We start from the raw sequence: 19306 nt of genomic DNA, 5'->3' as shown, positions 1-19306 counted from the left end.
GAGGAAAGGGGACAGGAGAATGCCAGGTCAGCTGTTATTGAACTTGTTCATCGCATTTTTATGGATGCTGCTTATCGATGAAGACGAATTGCGTTTTTCCACGTTCTACGCAGGTTTTCTCGTAGGAATCGGAATCCTGTTCTTCATGCACCGTTTTTTCGGTACACGCTTCTATCTGCGCCGTGTCTATGCTGTGGTGAAATTACTGTTTATCTTCGTTTCGGAATTGATCCAATCAAGTGCGGTCGTATTGCGTCAAATCTTAAGTCCGCGATTGAAGATTGAACCGGGGATTTTCAAGTACGAAACGATATTGCGCAGTGATGTGGAGATCACGATGCTGTCGATGCTGCTGACATTGACGCCAGGTTCGGTCGTCATGGAAGTGACGCCGGAAAGCGATGCGTTATACATACACGCGATGGATGTCCAAGAATCCCGTGATGGGTTGATCAAACAATTGAAGAACTTCGAAAAAGCGATTATGGAGGTGACCCGATAATGATACAAACAATGCTTGCGATATCTGTTGTGCTGTTTGCAGTGACGATTGCAATTGCAGTTCTCCGCCTCATTATCGGTCCTTCGATGCCGGATCGTGTAATCGCGATGGACGTCATTGGCGTGAATCTGCTTGCGACAATCGGAGTCGTGTCAATTGTTTACGGAACGAAAGCGTATTTGGAAGTCATTCTGATTCTAGGGATTTTGTCGTTCATCAGTACGATTGCCTTTTCCAAATACATCGAGAGGGGGGTTATCGTTGAACGAAAACGAGATCGGTGAATTCATTGGGGCCCTGCTCATCCTCTTCGGTAGTATTTTCAGTGTGATCAGTGTATTCGGGCTGATTCGCTTGCCAGATGTCTACACGCGTTCACACGCCGCAACGAAAAGCTCAACGCTATCAGTGCTGCTGACGTTAATCGGCGTGTTCCTGTATTTCTTGTTCCACGACCATTTCGTCAGTGTCCGTGTATTGCTGGGAATCGTCTTCGTTTTCCTAACAGCCCCTGTCGCAGGCCATCTGATTATCCGCGCCGCGTATCGCTCAAAAGTAGAACTCGCGGAGATTTCAGTGGAAGATGAATTGTATGAAGTCATTCATGGCGATCGCCTTAAGGGGGATGATCAGGAAGATAACGGGATAGACGACGCTAAGTGATCATACAGGTGTAGAAACGCTCATAAAGCTGTAGAAGTGATCATAAACCTGTGGAAACGCTCATAAAGCGTGGGAAGTGCTCATAAACCTGTGGAAACGCTCATAAAGCATGGGAAGTGCTCATAAACCAATGGAAACGCTCATAAAGCTGTAGAAGTGCTCATAAACCAGTGGAAATGCTCATAAAGCTGGAGAAGTGCTCATAAACCTGTGGAAACGCTCATAAAGCTGGAGAAGTGCTCATAAACCTGTGGAAACGCTCATAAAGCTGTAGAAGTGATCATAAACCAGTGGAAACGCTCATAAAACGTGAGAAGTGATCATAAACCGCGGAATCCGCTCATAAGTTTCGAGAAGTGATCATAAACTCATGAATCCGCTCATAAACAAGCACACCCGCTCATACCTAATCCAATCCACACCAAGCAATCCCTTTCAAATTTGAAAGGGATTTTTTAGTTTTGCAACGAATATAGATAAAGTACTGTGAAAAATTAGGATTGGGGGAGAGTTCCATGGCAAAACATGCACAGCATCAAAAGAGAATGGGCAAACCACTGAAGATTCTTCTATGGATTCTCGCGGCACTAGTCGTCATTGTTGCAGCTGCACTTATCTTTGTAAACGTTTACATAGGAAAATCGAAGCCGCTGATTGAAGGAAACGTTCAACTCTCTGTTCTGGACGAAGACGTAACCGTGACCCGAGATGAAAATGGTGTCCCTCATTTGGAGGCAACGTCCGACGCCGATTTATATCGCGCGCAAGGGTATGTTCATGCACAAGATCGACTGTTTCAAATGGATCTCGCGCGGAGACAGGCGAGTGGCAGACTCTCTGAAGTAGTTGGTGCGAAAGCGATTGACACCGACAAACAATTCCGCACATTCAGTCTGAGAAACGCAGCCGAGAAATCATTTGACACATACGGCGATGATGCCAAGCAAGTGTTGGAATGGTACGCAGATGGCGTGAATGCATTCATGGACGAAGTCAAAGACAATGGAAAGTTGTCCTATGAATTCAAGTTGCTTGGCTATGAACCAGAACCATGGACGCCGATTGACTCGCTGACGATTGGAAAGTATATGGCATATGACTTAGGTGGAAAGTGGACGCCGCAAGCCATGAGACACTGGGCGCTTAATCATTATTCTGAAGAAAAAGCACAAGATTTGTTCATTACCTATCCGGAAAATGCAGAATCCATTATGGAAGCAAATCTAAAAAATCCCGTTCAAGTGACAGGGCAGTTTGACCCCGAATTACTTCCACATGAATTTAACGGAAGCAACAACTGGGTTGTATCGGGGGATAAAACAAAATCAGGAATGCCGCTGCTGGCGGATGATCCTCATTTAGGACTCAGTACACCGTCGATTTGGCATCAAATTCACTTGAAGTCACCGGAACAGAATGTCAGCGGTGTCATTTTTGCAGGGATTCCTGGCATCATTCTCGGTCATAACGAGAAAGTTGCATGGGGCGTAACAAACGTGGGTCCGGACGTTCAAGATCTCTATATCGAAATACCAAATCCCGACGATCCAACTCAATTCCAATACGATGATGAATGGGAGCAAGCCGAAGTCCGTGACGAAACCATCCGAGTGAAAGACGAAGAAGATGTACCATTCGAAGTTGTCGTCACTAGGCACGGACCAATCATTACTGACATCATTTATGAGGATGAAAAACCGGATGCGGTGTTCTCGATGCAATGGACGGCACTGGAACCGAGTAATGAGCTTGAAGCGATTATGGACTTGAACAAAGCGGACGATTGGGAGTCCTTTGAAACAGCTTTGGAATCGTTCAGTGCACCTGCACAAAATTTTGTCTTCGCCTCAACAGATGGAACGATTGCATTCAAAGCGAATGGGAAAATCCCAATCCGTAAAAAGGGCGATGCCCAGCTGCCGGTTCCAGGGAATTCATCTGAATACGGATGGGATGGCTATGTTCCGTATGATGAATTGCCAACTCTAGTGAACCCTGACGAAGGATTCATTGCTACCGCAAACAATGAAGTTGTAGATGAAAAATATCCGTACCACATTACGAAGTTTTGGGCGCAGCCTTACCGCTATGAGCGGATTGCAGAAGTGCTTCGCGATGGGGATGACTTTACTGCAAAAGACATGATGAACTTACAAATGGATCAAAAGAATTTACATGCTGGAGAATTTTTAGACTCACTGATTGGATCCATTGAAAAGCTGGATCGAAAAGGGAGTTACACGAAAGTTTTAGATGAGATGAAAGAATGGGATCAAGTGGATTCAGCAGACGCACCACAGCCTTTAATCTTCCATAAACTTATGAAACAATTACCAGTTACCATGTTTGCCTCAGATATGCCTGCGGACGTTTACGAATTCATGCCAGGGAAGCCGCAATTGACGGATCAGTTTCTTCGAAGTGCGTATAAAGGAGACCCCTCTTCTTGGGTGGCTGAGTATGGAGGAGTTGACCAATGGGTATTTGATGCATTTGAAAAGACGATCGCAAGTTTAAAAGAAGAGTATGGAGATAAGTCGGAGAAGTGGAAGTGGGGAGATTTCCATCAGCTCGTATTCCCGCATCCGTTATCTGGCGCTTCACCGATATTAGCACGTTTCCTGGATCCGAAAAAGCAGCCTGTTGGCGGATCAGGGATTACCGTTCAAGCTGCTTCTTTCAAAGACGATGGCAGTGCCAATCACGGGGCTTCATGGCGTTTCGTTGCTGATATGGATGACTTATCCAAGGCCTACCATATTGTAGGGCCAGGACAAAGCGGCCACGTAAAGTCGCAATGGTTCCATGACCAAGCGGATGATTGGGTCCGAGGAGATTTCCATGAGACTGTTTTGACGGGTGATGTGAAAGACGGGCACGTGTTGACACTGGAAGCGAAATAAGCGGATGAAGCAGGGGTGTTAGTTGCCCCTGTTTTTTGTTTGGGTTCGGATAAGCGACCGAGTGTGCTGCAGTTGTGGCCTCCTTTATGACAGCAGATGCTCATAAAACTCAATAAAAGCTCATAAAACTATGATAACGCTCATAAATCCCCGAAACTGATCATAACCCCAAGAATGCGCTCATAAATCATGAAATATGATCATAACCAACAGATTCCGCTCATAAAACTCAAAATACGCTCATAAACACCGCGCCCATTAAGCCCCATCCTGCCCGCGGCATTCCACTCCTCCCACACCTCACTAAATCGCGAAAAAAGTGCACTTCACCAATCAAAACCAAGATTTAATTGGTGTGCTTCGCTTTGCGAAGCGATTCAGTACGGAAAGTGGGGACGAAAGTGTAGTTGATTGCAAGTGGCGGAGATAGAAAAGGCTCATGGCTTACCATGTGCTCATAAAACTCAATAAAAGCTCATAAAACAGAGATAGTGCTCATAAATCCCCGAAACTGATCATAACCCCAGGAATGCGCTCATAAACCATGAAATATGATCATAACCAACGGATTCCGCTCATAAAACTTAAAATACGCTCATAAACACCGCACCCACCGTGTCCACCAAGCCCCATCCTGCCCGCGGCACTCCACTCCTCTCACAACTCCCAAAATCGCGAAAAAAGTGCACTTCACCAATCAAAACCAGGATTTAATTGGTGTGCTTCGCTTTGCGAAGCAATTCAGTGCAGAAAGTGGAAACAGAATTCACGATCATTCAAACCGCCGTTTGATATTAGTTGCAAATCGTCAGAATATCGCATATACTAACCTTACAATCAAACGGACATTTGAATGATGAGGAGGCGGATGATATTGAAAATGATCGATACGTGCGATGAACAGATAATTCATGACTCGCTAGTAGTTGAAATTCAAGAAGAATTACCGCGTGTTGGGGATATGGTGCAGCTCTTTAAAGCGCTGGCAGATGAAACGCGGCTTAAAATTGCTTTTTCACTCACATTGAAACAAGAGCTTTGTGTATGTGACGTGGGAGCGATCATCGGCGCTTCCAACGCAACCGCTTCTCATCATCTGCGCTATTTAAAAGAAAATGGATTAGCACACTCGGAACGAAGGGGTAAGATGGTCTATTACTCACTCGCGGATGATCACGTACTGCAGCTTGTTAAAATTGCGCACGAACATACGATGGAAGGTGAAAAGAATGGCTGAAACGGACAGAACAGAATATCGGCTGGAGAATTTGAGCTGTGCGAACTGTGCGATGAAATTTGAAAAAAACGTCAGCCGTCTTCCTCATGTTGAAGCGGCGACTGTGAACTTCGGTGCCAGTAAACTTTCGTTTGCAGGGGACGCGACCGTCGGTGAACTTGAATCAGCTGGTGCATTTGACGGCATTCGGGTTGTCCCGGTATCCCAGCGGAAACCGACTCAGAAAACACCATTCTTCAAACGGAGAGAAAACATTGTTTCACTTATTTCTCTCGTGTTTCTTCTGGCAGGTTTATTTTTATCCAATAAATACGGAGAAACGAACGTAACGGCAATCGCTCTTTTTGCAATCGCAATAGTAGTCGGCGGAACTTCCATGTTCATCGATGGGCTCAAAAACCTCGTACGCCTGGAATTTGATATGAACACCCTGATGACCATTGCAATTATCGGCGCCGCAATCATTGGGGAATGGCGCGAAGCCGCTGTTGTCGTACTTCTATTTGCAATTAGTGAAGCACTGGAATCCTATTCCATGAACAAAGCCCGGCAATCCATTAGCAGTTTAGTGGACATCGCGCCTCCTTCAGCAACGATCAGAAGAAACGGAGAAACGTTTGAGCTGCCAACAGAAGATATTCGAGTTGGAGACGTCCTAATTGTAAAGCCGGGTCAGAAAATTGCGATGGATGGTACGGTCCAATCCGGGTATTCTACCGTAAACCAAGCCGCCATTACCGGCGAATCTGTACCCGTCATCAAGGAAATAGATGATACCGTTTTCGCAGGGACACTGAACGAAGAAGGGTCCCTTGAAGTTACCGTAACCAAATTAGTCGAAGACACGACGATTGCTAAAATCATTCATCTTGTTGAAGATGCACAAGCTGAAAAAGCGCCTTCGCAACAATTCATCGACAAATTCGCAAAATATTATACGCCGGCGATTATCGTTATCGCAGCGCTAACAGCCGTTATTCCGCCACTTCTCGGTGCGGATTGGCAAACGTGGATTTATCAAGGGCTGGCAGTTCTAGTCGTAGGTTGTCCGTGTGCATTAGTCGTATCCACCCCTGTTGCGATCGTCACAGCAATTGGCAATGCAGCGCGTCAAGGTGTGCTCATTAAAGGCGGCGTCCACTTAGAAGAAATGGGTCACATCAAGACCGTTGCGTTCGATAAAACCGGTACATTGACGAAAGGATATCCAGAGGTAACGGATATTATCACCGCAAATGGAGTGGAAGAAGCGCAACTTCTGCAGTCAGTCGCAGCAGTAGAGCGTCTCTCACAGCACCCCCTGGCACGTGCACTTGTCAATGCATCAGAGGCGCGCAGCCTCGAAGTGATGCAAGCTGAAAACTTCCAATCTGTCACAGGTAAGGGCGCAGTCGCGGATGTAGGTGGTAAGAAAGTGTCTGTCGGAAGTCTCCGCTGGATGGAGGAACTGACAGAACTGCCGAAAGATGCAAAAACAACTGCCGCTACTATGCAGACAGAAGGTAAATCTGTAATGGGCGCTGTGATCGACGGTGTATTTGCCGGATTATTTGCAGTCGCGGACCCCGTTAGAGTGGAAAGTAAACTCGTCCTTGACCGTTTGAAAGAAATCGGTGTAGATACAACTGTCATGCTGACAGGGGACGACCCGAAAACGGCGCAAGCAATTGCTGCCCGTTTAGGAATTGACGATGTGCGTGCAGGGCTTATGCCGGAAGATAAACTCATTGCAATCCGTGAATTGAGTGAAGGTAAAAAGCGCGTGGCAATGGTTGGAGATGGCATTAATGATGCCCCTGCACTTGCTGCAGCATCAGTGGGTATCGCAATGGGAGGTGCCGGAACGGATGCGGCACTTGAAACTGCGGACATTGCCCTAATGGCTGATGACCTGGAACAATTGCCATATACCGTGAAATTAAGTAGAAAAACGTTGCGTACTATCAAAGAAAACATTATGTTTGCAGTAGGACTAAAAATTGCTGCACTGCTTCTCGTCATCCCAGGCTGGCTGACGCTATGGATCGCAATCTTTGCAGATATGGGGGCAACACTGTTAGTAGTGTTGAATTCACTTCGATTAATGAGAATTCAAAAGTAAGAAGCAGTCGTTTGGAGGAACTTCCTAATGCAACTTAAAGAATGGACAATGGTGGAACAGGAACAGCTGATCCACTTCATGACAACGAATACATGGCCATTTCATATGCAAGAAAACTCAGGTCGTGAATTGATTGAAAAGGCGATACGAGAAGGCGGTTACGAGTCAGATGAAGTTAAAACATTTTGGCTCGTCAATGACAATGGTGAAAAAGTGGGCATCGCAAAGATTCATGATTTACAAGACGATGTCCCTTTATTCGACTTGCGTATCGCAGACCGGTATCGCGGGAGAGGCTATGGAGCCAGCGCGTTACGGCTTATGGCGGACTATGTATTCGGCCTGCCGGAAGGAAAGAACCGATTGGCTGGACATACACGTCATGACAATTTGGCGATGCGCAAAACGTTTGAACGGTCAGGATTTGTAAAAGAGGGGCACTTGCGGCAAGCATGGTTTTCTCCTGAAGAAGACCGTTTTTATGATGCCATTACTTACGGAATCACTCGTGAAGACTATATGGCCGGAAAGAAAACACCCGTCGTTTGGGAAGATCACGAGGATTCTCATATAGTTCAAGAAATTCCGGATTTCCCAGACCAATTTGAATCGGAACGGTTACTCATCCGCATGCCGTCATTAAATGACGTCTCTGATGTCAATAATGCAATTTTGCAGACACTGCCGACTCTGCGGCAATGGATGGCGTGGGCGTATCAGCCGCAGAATCTGGCGGACACAGAACAGCGGATGCGCCAGAGCATTGCAGATTTCATCATGAAAAAAGATCTAAGGCTGCATTTGTTCGAGAAAGAAACAGGTGACTTCGTTGGATCATCGGGGTTGCATCGAATCGATTGGACCATTCCCAAAGTTGAAATCGGCTACTGGTTAGCTAATGGATATGAAGGAAAAGGATACATGACAGAGGCTGTAGAACGGATTACGGAGTTTGCGTTCGATGAACTAGGTGCCAGGCGCGTAGAAATCAGATGCGATGAGCTCAACAAAAAAAGCCGTGCCGTTGCAGAACGGTCGGGCTTTGAACAGGAAGCTGTATTGAAAAATGATGATCGGTCGGCTGATGGCACACATTTGAGGAACACAGTTGTTTATGCAAAAATCAGCCAGTAAACGTGATAAAGGGATGTCGGAGAAAACCCGACATCCCTTTATTTAAACTGACCGTCTACCTGAAATCATATTAAGAATAAATACGATTAGTGCGATGACGAGCAAGATATGAATAAGTCCACCACCGATTTTGAAAACTAGGCCGAGCACCCAGAATGCAATTAGTGCTACAATGATAATCCAAAGTAATTTACCCATGTGTCGTTCACTCCTTTCGAGATTGTGATTGAATTGGTTATGTTGTTTAGATACCCCGCAATAAAATGTGTTAAACACAGAAAAAATTATTTGAGGATAATGGGCTATAAAATGTTACCGGAGGTGCTTGGATTGGCAACACCGAGTATGGAAGACTACATTGAACAAATTTACTTGCAAATTGAAGCAAAAGGCCAGGCCAGAGTTTCTGACGTCGCAGAATCACTCGCTGTCCTCCCTTCATCCGTCACAAAAATGGCGCAGCGTTTGCATAAGGAAGGCTACGTCTTTTATGAACGCTATAAAGATATCAGCTTAACCGTTCGCGGCCGTAATTTTGGTGAACGTCTCGTGCAGCGGCATGAATTGCTGGAACAATTTTTGCGGATTATCGGAGTGAAGGAAGAAAACATATATGGAGATGTTGAAGGAATTGAACATCACCTGAGCTGGGACGCGATGGATCGAATAACCGATCTTGTACAGGCCATGAACGAAGACCAAGGCTTCGTGACTGCACTCAAACAGCGCAACGAATAAGTTTACTAACAATTATTTAAGGAAATGGGAGAATAAGATGACAAATACACTTGCAGGAACAGTTCAAAAAGTTCGCGTACTGGAGCTTGAAGGCTCACGCTGGTCACTCGATTTAGATGGAACCGAATTGTATATGAACGCTTCTGAAGCACCTGAAACACTACAAGCAGGAGATACTCCGGATGTTTTCCTCTTCATGAACCGACGCGGGGAACTTGCCGCATCGATGCAATTGCCGCACATGACGATGGGAACATACGGATGGGCACGCGTATTGCGGGTAGACGACCAATACGGAGCATATGTTGATATTGGTGCAGCCTTTGAAGTGCTTGTGAACAAAGCGGATCTGCCGCATGTCCGCAAGCTATGGCCGAAGATTGATGATGCGCTTTATATGACACTGCGCACGGATCCGGCTGGAACGATTTTCGGACGTCTGGCAACGGAAGAACGCGTACTGGATGTTATCGGTGTTGCTGAACAATGGCGCATGAATGATAACTTGACCGCTCGTCCGTATCGTCTGCTGCCTGTAGGTGCTTTCCTGCTGAGCGTTCCGGATAATTTCCGGATCTTCATACACGCTAGCGAAATGGCTGCAGAGCCCCGTCTTGGAGAAGAACTGAAAGTCCGAATCATTGATGTACAAGAAGATGGCACGTTAAACGGATCGCTTCTGCCGCGAAAGCAAGAGCGCATGGGTGACGATGCAGAAATGATTTTTGCATACTTGCAGGAGACGAACGGGAAAATGCCGTTCACCGACAAATCGTCACCAGAGGAAATCGAGGAAATGTTCAGCTTAAGCAAAGGTGCTTTTAAACGTGCTTTAGGCCGTTTGATGAAAGACGGCAAAATCGAACAGCGTGATGGCTGGACATCCCTCAAAGTGTAACGGGAACCTTTTTGCTGCAGATTTCGTATGTATTGGAAACAAGGAGGTTAGACGATGAAACGAACGCTTACTGCCAGTCTTGCATTGATGCTCTCTGTAGGACTGCTATTACCGAACATTGCTTCAGCGGATTCAACGATTAATGAGAAGCTGGGAGTGCCAATTGTAGTTTACGGTGCCAACCTTTCCGATGACGAAAAGGCGAGCGTGAAAAAAAGTCTGAAAGTTGACGAGGAAGCGGAAGTTGAAGAAATTGAAGTGACAGGTAAAGACTTGGTTACGTATATCAAAGACGGTGATCCGAATGCCCGTATGTATTCTTCAGCGAAAATCATGAGACAGGATGCGGGAAAAGGGCTCGTGATTTCAATCGTCACGCAAGATAATATAACTCAAGTTACTCCAGATATGTACGCAACAGCAATGCTGACTGCAGGGATTGAAGATGCTAAAGTAGAAGTGGCAGCACCTAAAAAAGTAACAGGGCATTCTGCGTTAGTCGGGATCTACAAAGCGTATGAAGTAAGCGGTGAAACGTTGGATAAAGAGCGGACTGACGTCGCCAATGACGAACTGGACGTTGCAACGAAACTGTCTGAAAAAGGTGTAGACAAAGATAAAGTCGCTGAATTGTTAACCGATATTAAACAACAGATTTCAGACAAAAAACCTGCGACTAAAGAAGACGTCGAAAAAATTGTCAAAGAACAATTAGAGAAACACAAAATTGAGCTGAGCGATGCAGATCGTCAACTACTGACTGACCTGATGGACAGAATTAGTAAACTCGATATCGATTTCTCGAAGTTTTCCCAGCAATTGGATGACATGGCTTCAAAAGTTAAAGACAAATTAGGCGAAATCGATCCTGGTTTTTGGGATAAAGTCAAAGAATTCTTCAAAGGACTTGTGGATTCAGTTAAATCCGTGTTTCAATAAATAAGCAAGGATTGTTGAACGATTCAACTATTCGTATCACCCAATTAAAAGGGAGGCTGTTCTCATGGAATTTGAATTCAAAGATCTCGGCGGAGATGCTTATGCATTTCGCAATGAGAAAGATGGCAAAGCGCTGGCTGAAATTACGTGGACACTTCTTGGCGATGTAATGGTGATGGACCATACGTACGTTTCTGAAGAGCTCCGCGGCGGAGGCGTTGCGAAAAAACTTCTAGATCGTGCTGCTGATTATGCGCGTGAGAACAATTTGAAAATGGAAGCGGTTTGTTCATACGTAGTAACCGCGTTCAATCGATACGAAGAATATAACGATGTGAAAGCATAACCAAATTTAAAAGCGGAACGCAGCGTTTAGGCGGTCCGCTCTTTTTACGAAATCATCAAAAGTTGAAACGTTTCGTGAATTCAGCCGTATAGTAGACTATCAACTAGGAAAAGAGAGGCGATGTAATTTGAACCGAACGGCAGAGAAAGTATTAGGAATCATAGGATTAGTCTTTACAGCATTAGGAGTTATCGCATCCATCTTTGGTGCAGTTCTATTTAGTATGTTCAGCTCGAATCCAGATTTTCGTACAGAAATGGAAATGGAGTTCTATTCAGATCCAACAATGACACCTGCAGATATTGATATAATTTTTAACATTTTTGATGGAATTGGCGGCTTCATATGGTTAGGAGTTATATTCTTAGTTATCAGCTTAGTGCTGACGATCATTGGGTTAGTCAACATTTGGAAGAACAAAAATCCGAAACTTGCAGGAATCATGTTTATCCTTGGAGGATTAACGGGTGGTATTCTATCTCTTACTTCAATCCTGCTTTATATCGCTGGTATTCTCTGTCTGACTAAGAAACAGACAACTGTGTATCAGGATGACCAAATTATCACCGACACACCGCCTGAAGACGGCGGAATGCGTCCATTGTAAGACAATGCAAAAACGTCCTGTTCAGCAAGTTGCTGAACAGGACGTTTTTTGTATCAGATGCATAATGCGGCTTCTCGAATCATATAAACATATTGTGCCGTTTCAACCGGAACTCCTTCAAAGTCTTCATCGAACACTTCAAGCAACTCAAAACCAAGTTTCTCGTAGAATGCTTTAGCAGGATCATTCAAGTCATCAACGTAAACAAATAGTTTCACAGCATCATCCAGCAGCGTTAATGCACCTTGAAATAACTCCATGCCAATTCCTTGGCGCTGGTAGTCTGGGAGTATATAAAGTGCAGTCAATTCCGAGTCGCCATCTTCATCTATCCGTGTCATGTTAAAGAATCCAACAGCGCGGCCATCGCGTTCGGCGATTAAAACTTCCGTCTTTTCCATTCGCTTCAACAGCATAGGTGCTGAGTAAGCGCTATCGAGAAATTTCTGTTGCACAGTTTCAGGTAAAAGTTCTTTATACGTTGCTTTCCAAGTCTCACGGGCAATGTGTTGAACGGCAGCAATATCTTCCTCAATCATTTGTCGAATCATTGCGCTTTCACCTCATCATTCCTTTCTCTCATCATAACAAATGCATGTATTGAAAACTAGCGATAGTCAGACTTGTCATGAAAATGAAATGTTATGAGCGTTTGGCGATGAATAAGTGGGGTATACTTGTTACAAGGACACATACTAAAACATAAGTAAAAATTTGGAGGTTTGATTTTCATGGCTAAAAAACGTAATGGTATTTTACTTGCAACCCTTGCAGCTGGGGCTTATGCGTATTTCAGTAAAAAAGAGAATCGTGACAAAGCACAAGTAGCTGTAAATAATTTAGTTACGAAAGTCGATTCTTTCGTTCAATCTAAAAAAGCAGATTACTCAGATCAAACAAAAACAGGAATGTCAGACCCTTATGATTTCCAAGACAACAAGATGGTGAGTGAAGGTGCGCAAACGAGCGTTCATTACTACAACCAGGAAGTCGAAGATAAGAGTAAAGATGCAAAAGACGATGGCCTTTATCACAAAAAAGTGGACAAAGAAATCACGGACGAGCTGGAGTCAAAAGAAGCAAAATCCGACTCAGATAAATCGAAAACGAATTAACTGTCTTCTCTTAGGTCATTGACCTTTGACTATCAAACTTAATTGCATGTGTGCACACACGTGCTGCAAACTAAAACCTGCAAAGTGTCTAAATTGTCACGAAATGCAGGTTTTTTTATATTGTCCCGACGAAATCGTATTTTTCACAATAGGTTTCATTGTAATTGTAAAGGGGATTAGGGTATACTTTTTGAAGAGACGAAGACCGTCTGTAATTGAAAAAATCCCGTTAGTCACTCTATGTTTTCTCTATAAAAAATCAGGGTTGCTAATAGTTTGAAAAATAGTGAAGGTGGATTTCGTGAAAAAAAGAATTGGATTTATAACGATGTTGGCTACAGCCGCCGTGTTACTGAGTGGCTGTACGAGTGTACAAGAAAAAACAGGTACCTTTTACGGACTGTTTGTTAAGCCGATGGAATGGCTGCTTCACAATTTAGGAGAAGCATTTGGCGGAAGTTATGGACTTGCAATTATCGTCATTACGATGGGAATCCGTTTAATCTTAATGCCGCTTATGTTAAAGAACTACAAATCACAGCAAGAGATGAAAGTGAAAATGGATGCGTTAAAACCTGAGATGGAAACGATTCAGAAGCAAATGAAAACTGCTAAAGAATCAGGCAACAAAGAAGAACAGATGAAATTGCAGCAAGAAATGATGGGCCTTTATTCCAAGCATAATGTGAATCCATTAAATATGGGATGTCTTCCATTAGTGATTCAAATGCCAATCATCATGGGTCTGTACTTCGCGATTTTGTATGCCGATGATGTAGTGAAAAGCCATCAATTTCTCTGGTTTGAGCTAGGGAAACCTGATATTATTATGATGCTTATTGCAGGTGCTGTGTATTTCGTTCAAGCGCGAGTTTCACTTTGGACGATGCCGGAACAGCAGAAAGCTCAAATGAAATTATTCGTCTACATTTCACCGATTATGATCATGTTCATCTCGTATCGAGTGGCGGCAGCCTTACCATTATACTGGGCTGTAGGGGGTCTGTTCATGATCTTCCAAACGTACCTTGGACGTAAATTCTACTATAAACACACAGCAGCAGAACTTGCTGTTGAAGCTGACGGTCATGTCGATGTAGAGATCGTTGATCCGGAAGATGAAAAGCATAAGAACAGCAAGAAAAAAGGTAAGTAATTATAGTCACTGCCCCAGCCGGAGAGCTTACTCCGGCTTCTTTTTTAACTATAGAACATAGGCCTGACCGTGAAATGGAGGGATATGCTGATGAACAGTAAATGGATTTATGGAATAAGCATCGTCTTAGCCGGCGCATTTTCACTCTATTTTATCGTCAAGCTAGATTTACAAAATGCATTGATCGGCATGATTGCGCTGTTTGCACTTACGAACAGTGCGCGAGCGAGACAATTCAAGAGCCAAGGAATGATTCGGGAGGCAAGGTGGATGCAAGGGCTTTCCACGTTATTTGCAATCGCCTTGGCGGTCGTCTTATTTTTAAGATTACTAGGATAAAAAAGGAAACGGCAGCGCGCATTGCGCAGTACCGTTTCCTTTTTTAGTATGCAAGTTTTCGTCGAGTGAAAAGTACAATAAAGATAGCAGGAACTGTACACACTGCCATTCCTAAAAACGCAAGTCCAGGAGTGATGTCGTATAAATATCCTGCAGGAATCGTCAAAAATGCGGTACTCAAGCTCATTGCGAAGGCTGCGTACATTCCTTGTGCAGAAGCGATCTGCTGCTTTGGAAGACGAGTGGATATATATTGGATGAAAGCATAATGTGCAATACCAAAAGATATGGCATGCAGCATTTGCGTAACCACAAATACGGACGTAATCGGAAATAGAAAAACAACAATCCAGCGAACTGTTGAACCAATTGCGGCAATTAAGAACATCGTTGAAATCTTTACATTTGCCAGCATCCGGTCTGAAACGCGGAAGAAAAGAATCTCGAATAACACGGCAACGTTTAAAATTACGCCAATCCAAAAACCTGAAACATTCAAATCATCTAAGTAAATAAACCCAAAGCTATAATAGGCAGCGTGGGCCCCTTGCAGTAAAACGGCTAGCAGTGTTATGACTAGAAACCCTTTTGTTTGGAACAACGTCCTTAACTTAGTCTGAGAAATACTAGCTGATGTGCGTTCAGGAGTTTTATCAAGAACAGCTGGTGCACTTCTCATGAAAAATAGAACCGCAGCAGCAAGGCCGGCAATCATCAAATACAAAATTGATTGTTCGCTCCAAATGGACGTTGCTGCACCGACGAGCAGTAAAGCGACTGTATATCCGATGGACCCAAAAGAACGGCTTTTTCCGTAATGGATGTGCTCAGACTGCATTAATAGAGTGGCACCACTCTCGACAGCGGGCAATACCATCGGATAGACCGCGCTGAATAATATCGTAATGGCTGCCAGTACCCACAGTGGTGAATCGGGCAAATAAAGAATGGTGAGCAGCAAGGAGAGAATTGCTAGCCCTTGGATCACTCTTCTGAGAGCGGACCTATTCGTCAATACAGGAAAGACGAGGAACGTAGTGAGCGCTCTTGCGGCCATTCCGACTCCCATGATGACGCTGGCTGTAGAAACAGCAAGACCTTTTTCAATGGTTAACCATCCGGTCCAATAGGGAAGAAAGATACCCCACGTAAAGAAGAATACAAAAAAACTGGCAGAAAGCCATCGTTGATTAGCCATTAAAATCATCCTTAGTTAAAGAATCATGCTGAAAAAGTAATCATAGCACACACTTTTAAAAAGGCACAGTAGTCCTGGGACAGAAATGATGGTAGACTATGAAATGGACTGTTTGTAATAATCCTGTAACATTCAAAAAACTGAAAATAGACAGTAAGATATAGATATGAAAGAGGGCAATTCTCTAATGAAACGAAGACAAGACAGAAGGCGTGCGAGTAAGAAACAATCCAAGGGGCTCAAAGCGGCGCTATTATTAATCGCAGCCGCGATGGCAGGGCTGGCAGTATGGGTTGGGGTTAATGATTGGGATGTTGAGAAAACGCTGCAGCAAGCAGGCATTTCGAATTCTTCCAGTGAATCAACAGAATTTTTGACTGAGACTGAAGAAGATCCATCTAAACCGAGTGCAGAAGAGAAAGAAAACGATAAACAAAATCTCCCTCCTGTCGAAAAAGGAGAGCCGGCACTTCCGGAAAAACCCGTAGAACCAAGCAACGGCAATCAGCCTTTTGATGGAGGATATGTGGAGGGACAGAAATTGCCAACTCAACCTCACTATGTGAACAACATCTTAATTGCCAACAAAAAATTTCCGCTGCCAGAAGACTTTGCCCCAGGTGAGAGCAAGGAAGCACGTGCTGCATTTGAAGAAATGGCTGCAGAAGCGAAACTGTCCAGCTTTAACTTAACGGCGTTCAGCACATATCGCTCTTATGATTATCAAGTGACGCTATACAACCGCTATGCGGATCGGGATGGAGTAGAGGCGGCAGACCGCTACAGCGCACGACCTGGCTACTCTGAACATCAAACAGGTCTAGCATTTGATATTGGTGAAGTAAATCACGAAAAGCACTGGGCGTCCTCTTCGTTTGGTACTACAGAAGCAGGCAAGTGGCTGCTTGCGAATGCGCACCGGTACGGTTTCATTTTGCGCTACCCGGATCACAAAGAAGACATCACAGGATATATGCACGAAGCCTGGCACTACCGCTATGTGGGAAAGCCGCTATCCGAAGAAATCTTCAAGAAAAATATCACACTCGAAGAATACCTTGGAGTGGAGTGAAAAGAGGCTGGGACAAAACTCAGTAAATTAAAAAAGAACGAATCCTAAGGAATTATCCTAGGGATTCGTTCTTTTGGTATTTTAGAAAGGAAAATAGGAAGACACTCTGTTAAAATAGATTCACCACAAACCATTTAAGGAGGTCTTCCTATGTTTAAAGAGTATAACATGAATCAACTAATTTTGCCGCTCGATATGGAAATGAAGCTACAGAAAGATGATATTGCCTACGCTGTGAATGAGCTCGTGGAGTCGATCCCCGGAGAAGCCTTCACAGGCTTTTTGCGTGAAACCGGCTGCCCTGCCTATCATCCGCGCATGATGATGAAGATTTTGCTCTGCGCTTACACCCAGTCCGTGTTTTCTGGCAGAAAGATTGAAGGGCTTTTGAAAGACAGTGTCCGGATGATGTGGCTGGCTCAGGGATATGAACCAACCTATCGTACGATCAATCGCTTCCGGGTCCACCCCGAAGTGAAAGAGCTTCTTCGCCAATGCTTTGTACAATTCCGCTGCCGACTCGTAGAAGAAAAGCAAATCGAAGAAGAAGCCATCTTCATAGACGGGACTAAACTCGAAGCCAATGCTAACAAGTACACCTTCGTCTGGCGTAAAGCCGTTGAAAGATACAGTGCGAGCCTGGTCGAAAAATCGAATCAGATGTATGAGGAGCTTTTGGAAAAGAACATCATACCGGAGATCGAACGAGAAAGTTCGGACGAGCTTACCACGAACGAACTGTCCAACATCCTCAACAAGCTGGAAGATACGGTACAGACCTACGATGAAAAAATTGAAGAAAGCGACGATACAGAAGTTCGAAAAGAGCTGCGGTCGCAACGCAAGGAACCAAAACAGTATCGAAAAAAGTTCCAGGATTTTTTACAACGCAAAGAGAAATACCGGATCGACATGGCGATTTTTGGAGACCGTAACAGCTATTCCAAGACGGATCATGACGCCACCTTCATGAGGATGAAGGAGGATCATATGAGTAATGGCCAGCTCAAGGCAGGCTACAATGTGCAAGTGGCAACCGAAGGACAGTATGCGCTTGCTTACGATATCTACCCAAACCCAACGGATACACGAACACTCATCCCGTTTCTTAATCTCATCGAGAAAGACTATTTCGAGCTGCCGGAGTACATAGTCGCAGATGCTGGTTATGGCAGTGAACAGAACTATGGAGATATCCTTGAAAACAGAAAGCGTACACCATTGATCACCTATAATCAGTATCGGAAGGAAAAGACAAAGAAATACAAAGAAGATCCGTTCAACACAATGAACTGGGCTTATGATGAGGAAGCGGATTCCTACACTTGTCCGAATGGCCGCAGGCTAGGATTTAGCCATTTTTCAAAACGAACCGACAAATACGGATTCACACGCGAATACAAAGCGTATGAATGCGACGATTGTTCCGATTGCCCATTGCGCTCCCTTTGTACGAAAGCGCAGGAAGGCAACAACCGGAAATTGTATATCAATGAAAAATGGGAAATGCATAAAACAATCATTCGAGCGAAGCTTTCAGAAGAGAAAACAGGTTCACTCTACGGTCAACGGAAAATCGACGTAGAACCAGTTTTTGGATTTCTGAAGGCGAATTTGGCGTTCACTCGTTTCTCTGTGCGGGGAAATGATAAGGTGAAAAATGAACTGGGCTTCGCATTCATGGCCGTGAATTTGAGGAAATACACGGCCATAAACAACATTCAGGCATCAGAAAACGGAAAGAATACGAGAAAAAAAGCGAGTGCTCACCAAAAATCGGTGAACACTCGCTTTTTTTGCTTCAATCTGACTGGTTGTGTCCCAGCCTCTTTTTTATTCGCGACAGTTCCGCTGGTGCAATGGGAGTTTTGTGGGGACTTAAGGGAGGGGGGAGAGCACGTTTCGTGTGGCAACCCGCTCGTTTCGTCGAGGAACCCGCTCGTTCCATCCAGGAACCCGCCCGTTCTGTCGGTCAACCCGCTCGTTTCGTCGAGGAACCCGCCCGTTCCATCCAGGAACCCGCTCGTTCCATCGAGGAACCCGCTCGTTCAGTCGGTCAACCCGCCCGTTCTATCGAGGAACCCGCTCGTTCAGTCGGTCAACCCGCTCGTTCCGTCGAGGAACCCGCTCATTCAGTGGGTCAACCCGCTCGTTCCATCGAGGAACCCGCTCGTTCAGTCGGTCAACCCGCTCGTTCTGTCGAGGAACCCGCTCGTTCCGTCGAGGAACCCGCTCGTTCTGTCGGTCAACCCGTTCGTTTCGTCGAGGAACCCGCTCGTTTCGTCGGTCAACCCGCTCATTCCGGTGAGGAACCCGCTCGTTTCGTCGGTGAACCCGCTCGTTCAGTCGGTGAACCCG

At 44.9% G+C, this 19306-nt stretch carries 19 protein-coding genes and 1 pseudogene; 17 read left to right on the top strand and 3 right to left on the bottom strand.

Translation table 11 applies throughout. The annotated features are described in order from the left end of the window. Positions 1-19 precede the first annotated feature (19 nt). From PGH26_RS14055 to PGH26_RS14025, 7 genes are all read left to right on the top strand, one after another. On the top strand, positions 20-502 hold the full coding sequence (locus PGH26_RS14055; RefSeq protein WP_323691662.1) for a Na+/H+ antiporter subunit E: 483 nt from the start codon (positions 20-22) through the stop codon (positions 500-502). Then, complete coding sequence (locus tag PGH26_RS14050; RefSeq protein WP_323691661.1) at positions 502-786, top strand: Na(+)/H(+) antiporter subunit F1; 285 nt, start codon at positions 502-504, stop codon at positions 784-786. Before PGH26_RS14055 ends, PGH26_RS14050 begins: the two co-directional genes overlap by 1 nt. Next, a complete protein-coding gene (locus tag PGH26_RS14045) occupies positions 764-1165 on the top strand; it encodes a Na+/H+ antiporter subunit G (RefSeq protein ID WP_323691660.1) in 402 nt (133 codons plus the stop codon). The genes PGH26_RS14050 and PGH26_RS14045 overlap by 23 nt, the downstream gene beginning before the upstream one ends. 515 nt (positions 1166-1680) lie before the next feature. Continuing rightward, positions 1681-4068, top strand: a complete 2388-nt coding sequence (locus PGH26_RS14040; protein WP_323691659.1) for a penicillin acylase family protein — start codon at positions 1681-1683, stop codon at positions 4066-4068. A gap of 880 nt (positions 4069-4948) precedes the next feature. Next, positions 4949-5305 carry an ArsR/SmtB family transcription factor gene (locus PGH26_RS14035; RefSeq protein WP_323693533.1) on the top strand — a complete coding sequence of 119 codons (357 nt, stop codon included), beginning with the start codon at positions 4949-4951 and terminating at the stop codon, positions 5303-5305. Next, complete coding sequence (locus tag PGH26_RS14030) at positions 5298-7406, top strand: heavy metal translocating P-type ATPase (RefSeq protein ID WP_323691658.1); 2109 nt, start codon at positions 5298-5300, stop codon at positions 7404-7406. Before PGH26_RS14035 ends, PGH26_RS14030 begins: the two co-directional genes overlap by 8 nt. A 27-nt stretch (positions 7407-7433) precedes the next feature. Continuing rightward, positions 7434-8540, top strand: coding sequence for a GNAT family N-acetyltransferase (locus PGH26_RS14025; RefSeq protein WP_323691657.1), 1107 nt, complete (start codon positions 7434-7436; stop codon positions 8538-8540). Positions 8541-8582: 42 nt separating this feature from the next. Here the strand turns inward: PGH26_RS14025 and PGH26_RS14020 are convergent, their stop codons facing one another. After that, entirely contained in the window at positions 8583-8738 is a 156-nt protein-coding gene (locus PGH26_RS14020) for a lmo0937 family membrane protein (RefSeq protein ID WP_125101451.1), read from the bottom strand. A gap of 132 nt (positions 8739-8870) precedes the next feature. On the opposite strand from PGH26_RS14020, the gene mntR reads away from it, so the two are divergent. The 5 genes from mntR (at position 8871) to PGH26_RS13995 (ending at position 12068) form a co-directional block, all read left to right on the top strand. Next, positions 8871-9278, top strand: a complete 408-nt coding sequence (mntR, locus tag PGH26_RS14015) for a transcriptional regulator MntR (RefSeq protein WP_323691656.1) — start codon at positions 8871-8873, stop codon at positions 9276-9278. Positions 9279-9315: 37 nt separating this feature from the next. Continuing rightward, entirely contained in the window at positions 9316-10176 is an 861-nt protein-coding gene (locus PGH26_RS14010) for a CvfB family protein (RefSeq protein ID WP_323691655.1), read from the top strand. A 54-nt stretch (positions 10177-10230) separates the two neighbouring features. After that, positions 10231-11115 (top strand): DUF1002 domain-containing protein, encoded by an 885-nt coding sequence (locus PGH26_RS14005; protein WP_323691654.1) that lies wholly within the window; start codon positions 10231-10233, stop codon positions 11113-11115. Positions 11116-11179: 64 nt separating this feature from the next. After that, a complete protein-coding gene (locus PGH26_RS14000) occupies positions 11180-11461 on the top strand; it encodes a GNAT family N-acetyltransferase (RefSeq protein WP_323691653.1) in 282 nt (93 codons plus the stop codon). A 127-nt stretch (positions 11462-11588) separates the two neighbouring features. Further along, complete coding sequence (locus PGH26_RS13995; protein ID WP_323691652.1) at positions 11589-12068, top strand: DUF4064 domain-containing protein; 480 nt, start codon at positions 11589-11591, stop codon at positions 12066-12068. Between the two features lie 53 nt (positions 12069-12121). Here PGH26_RS13995 and PGH26_RS13990 read toward each other — a convergent pair whose 3' ends face one another. Further along, on the bottom strand, positions 12122-12619 hold the full coding sequence (locus PGH26_RS13990) for a GNAT family N-acetyltransferase (RefSeq protein ID WP_323691651.1): 498 nt from the start codon (positions 12617-12619) through the stop codon (positions 12122-12124). Positions 12620-12799: 180 nt separating this feature from the next. Here PGH26_RS13990 and PGH26_RS13985 point away from each other — a divergent pair, with 180 nt between their 5' ends. From PGH26_RS13985 to PGH26_RS13975, 3 genes are all read left to right on the top strand, one after another. Further along, positions 12800-13183, top strand: coding sequence for a hypothetical protein (locus PGH26_RS13985; RefSeq protein WP_323691650.1), 384 nt, complete (start codon positions 12800-12802; stop codon positions 13181-13183). Positions 13184-13484: 301 nt separating this feature from the next. After that, positions 13485-14339 carry a membrane protein insertase YidC gene (yidC, locus tag PGH26_RS13980; protein WP_323691649.1) on the top strand — a complete coding sequence of 285 codons (855 nt, stop codon included), beginning with the start codon at positions 13485-13487 and terminating at the stop codon, positions 14337-14339. Positions 14340-14429: 90 nt separating this feature from the next. Continuing rightward, on the top strand, positions 14430-14678 hold the full coding sequence (locus PGH26_RS13975) for a hypothetical protein (RefSeq protein WP_323691648.1): 249 nt from the start codon (positions 14430-14432) through the stop codon (positions 14676-14678). 43 nt (positions 14679-14721) lie between these two features. On the opposite strand, the gene PGH26_RS13970 is transcribed toward PGH26_RS13975, so the two are convergent. Beyond that, entirely contained in the window at positions 14722-15876 is a 1155-nt protein-coding gene (locus PGH26_RS13970) for an MFS transporter (protein WP_323691647.1), read from the bottom strand. 187 nt (positions 15877-16063) lie between these two features. Here PGH26_RS13970 and PGH26_RS13965 point away from each other — a divergent pair, with 187 nt between their 5' ends. Beyond that, positions 16064-16948, top strand: coding sequence for a M15 family metallopeptidase (locus PGH26_RS13965; RefSeq protein WP_323691646.1), 885 nt, complete (start codon positions 16064-16066; stop codon positions 16946-16948). Positions 16949-17098: 150 nt separating this feature from the next. Further along, positions 17099-18745: pseudogene (locus tag PGH26_RS13960) on the top strand (IS1182 family transposase); the annotation flags it as partial. Positions 18746-19306: the final 561 nt, after the last annotated feature.

The organism is Sporosarcina jeotgali (assembly GCF_033304595.1).
Taxonomy (GTDB): domain Bacteria; phylum Bacillota; class Bacilli; order Bacillales_A; family Planococcaceae; genus Sporosarcina; species Sporosarcina jeotgali.
Note: the sequence above shows the minus strand (reverse complement) of the source record. Positions and strands in the feature narration are given on the sequence as shown.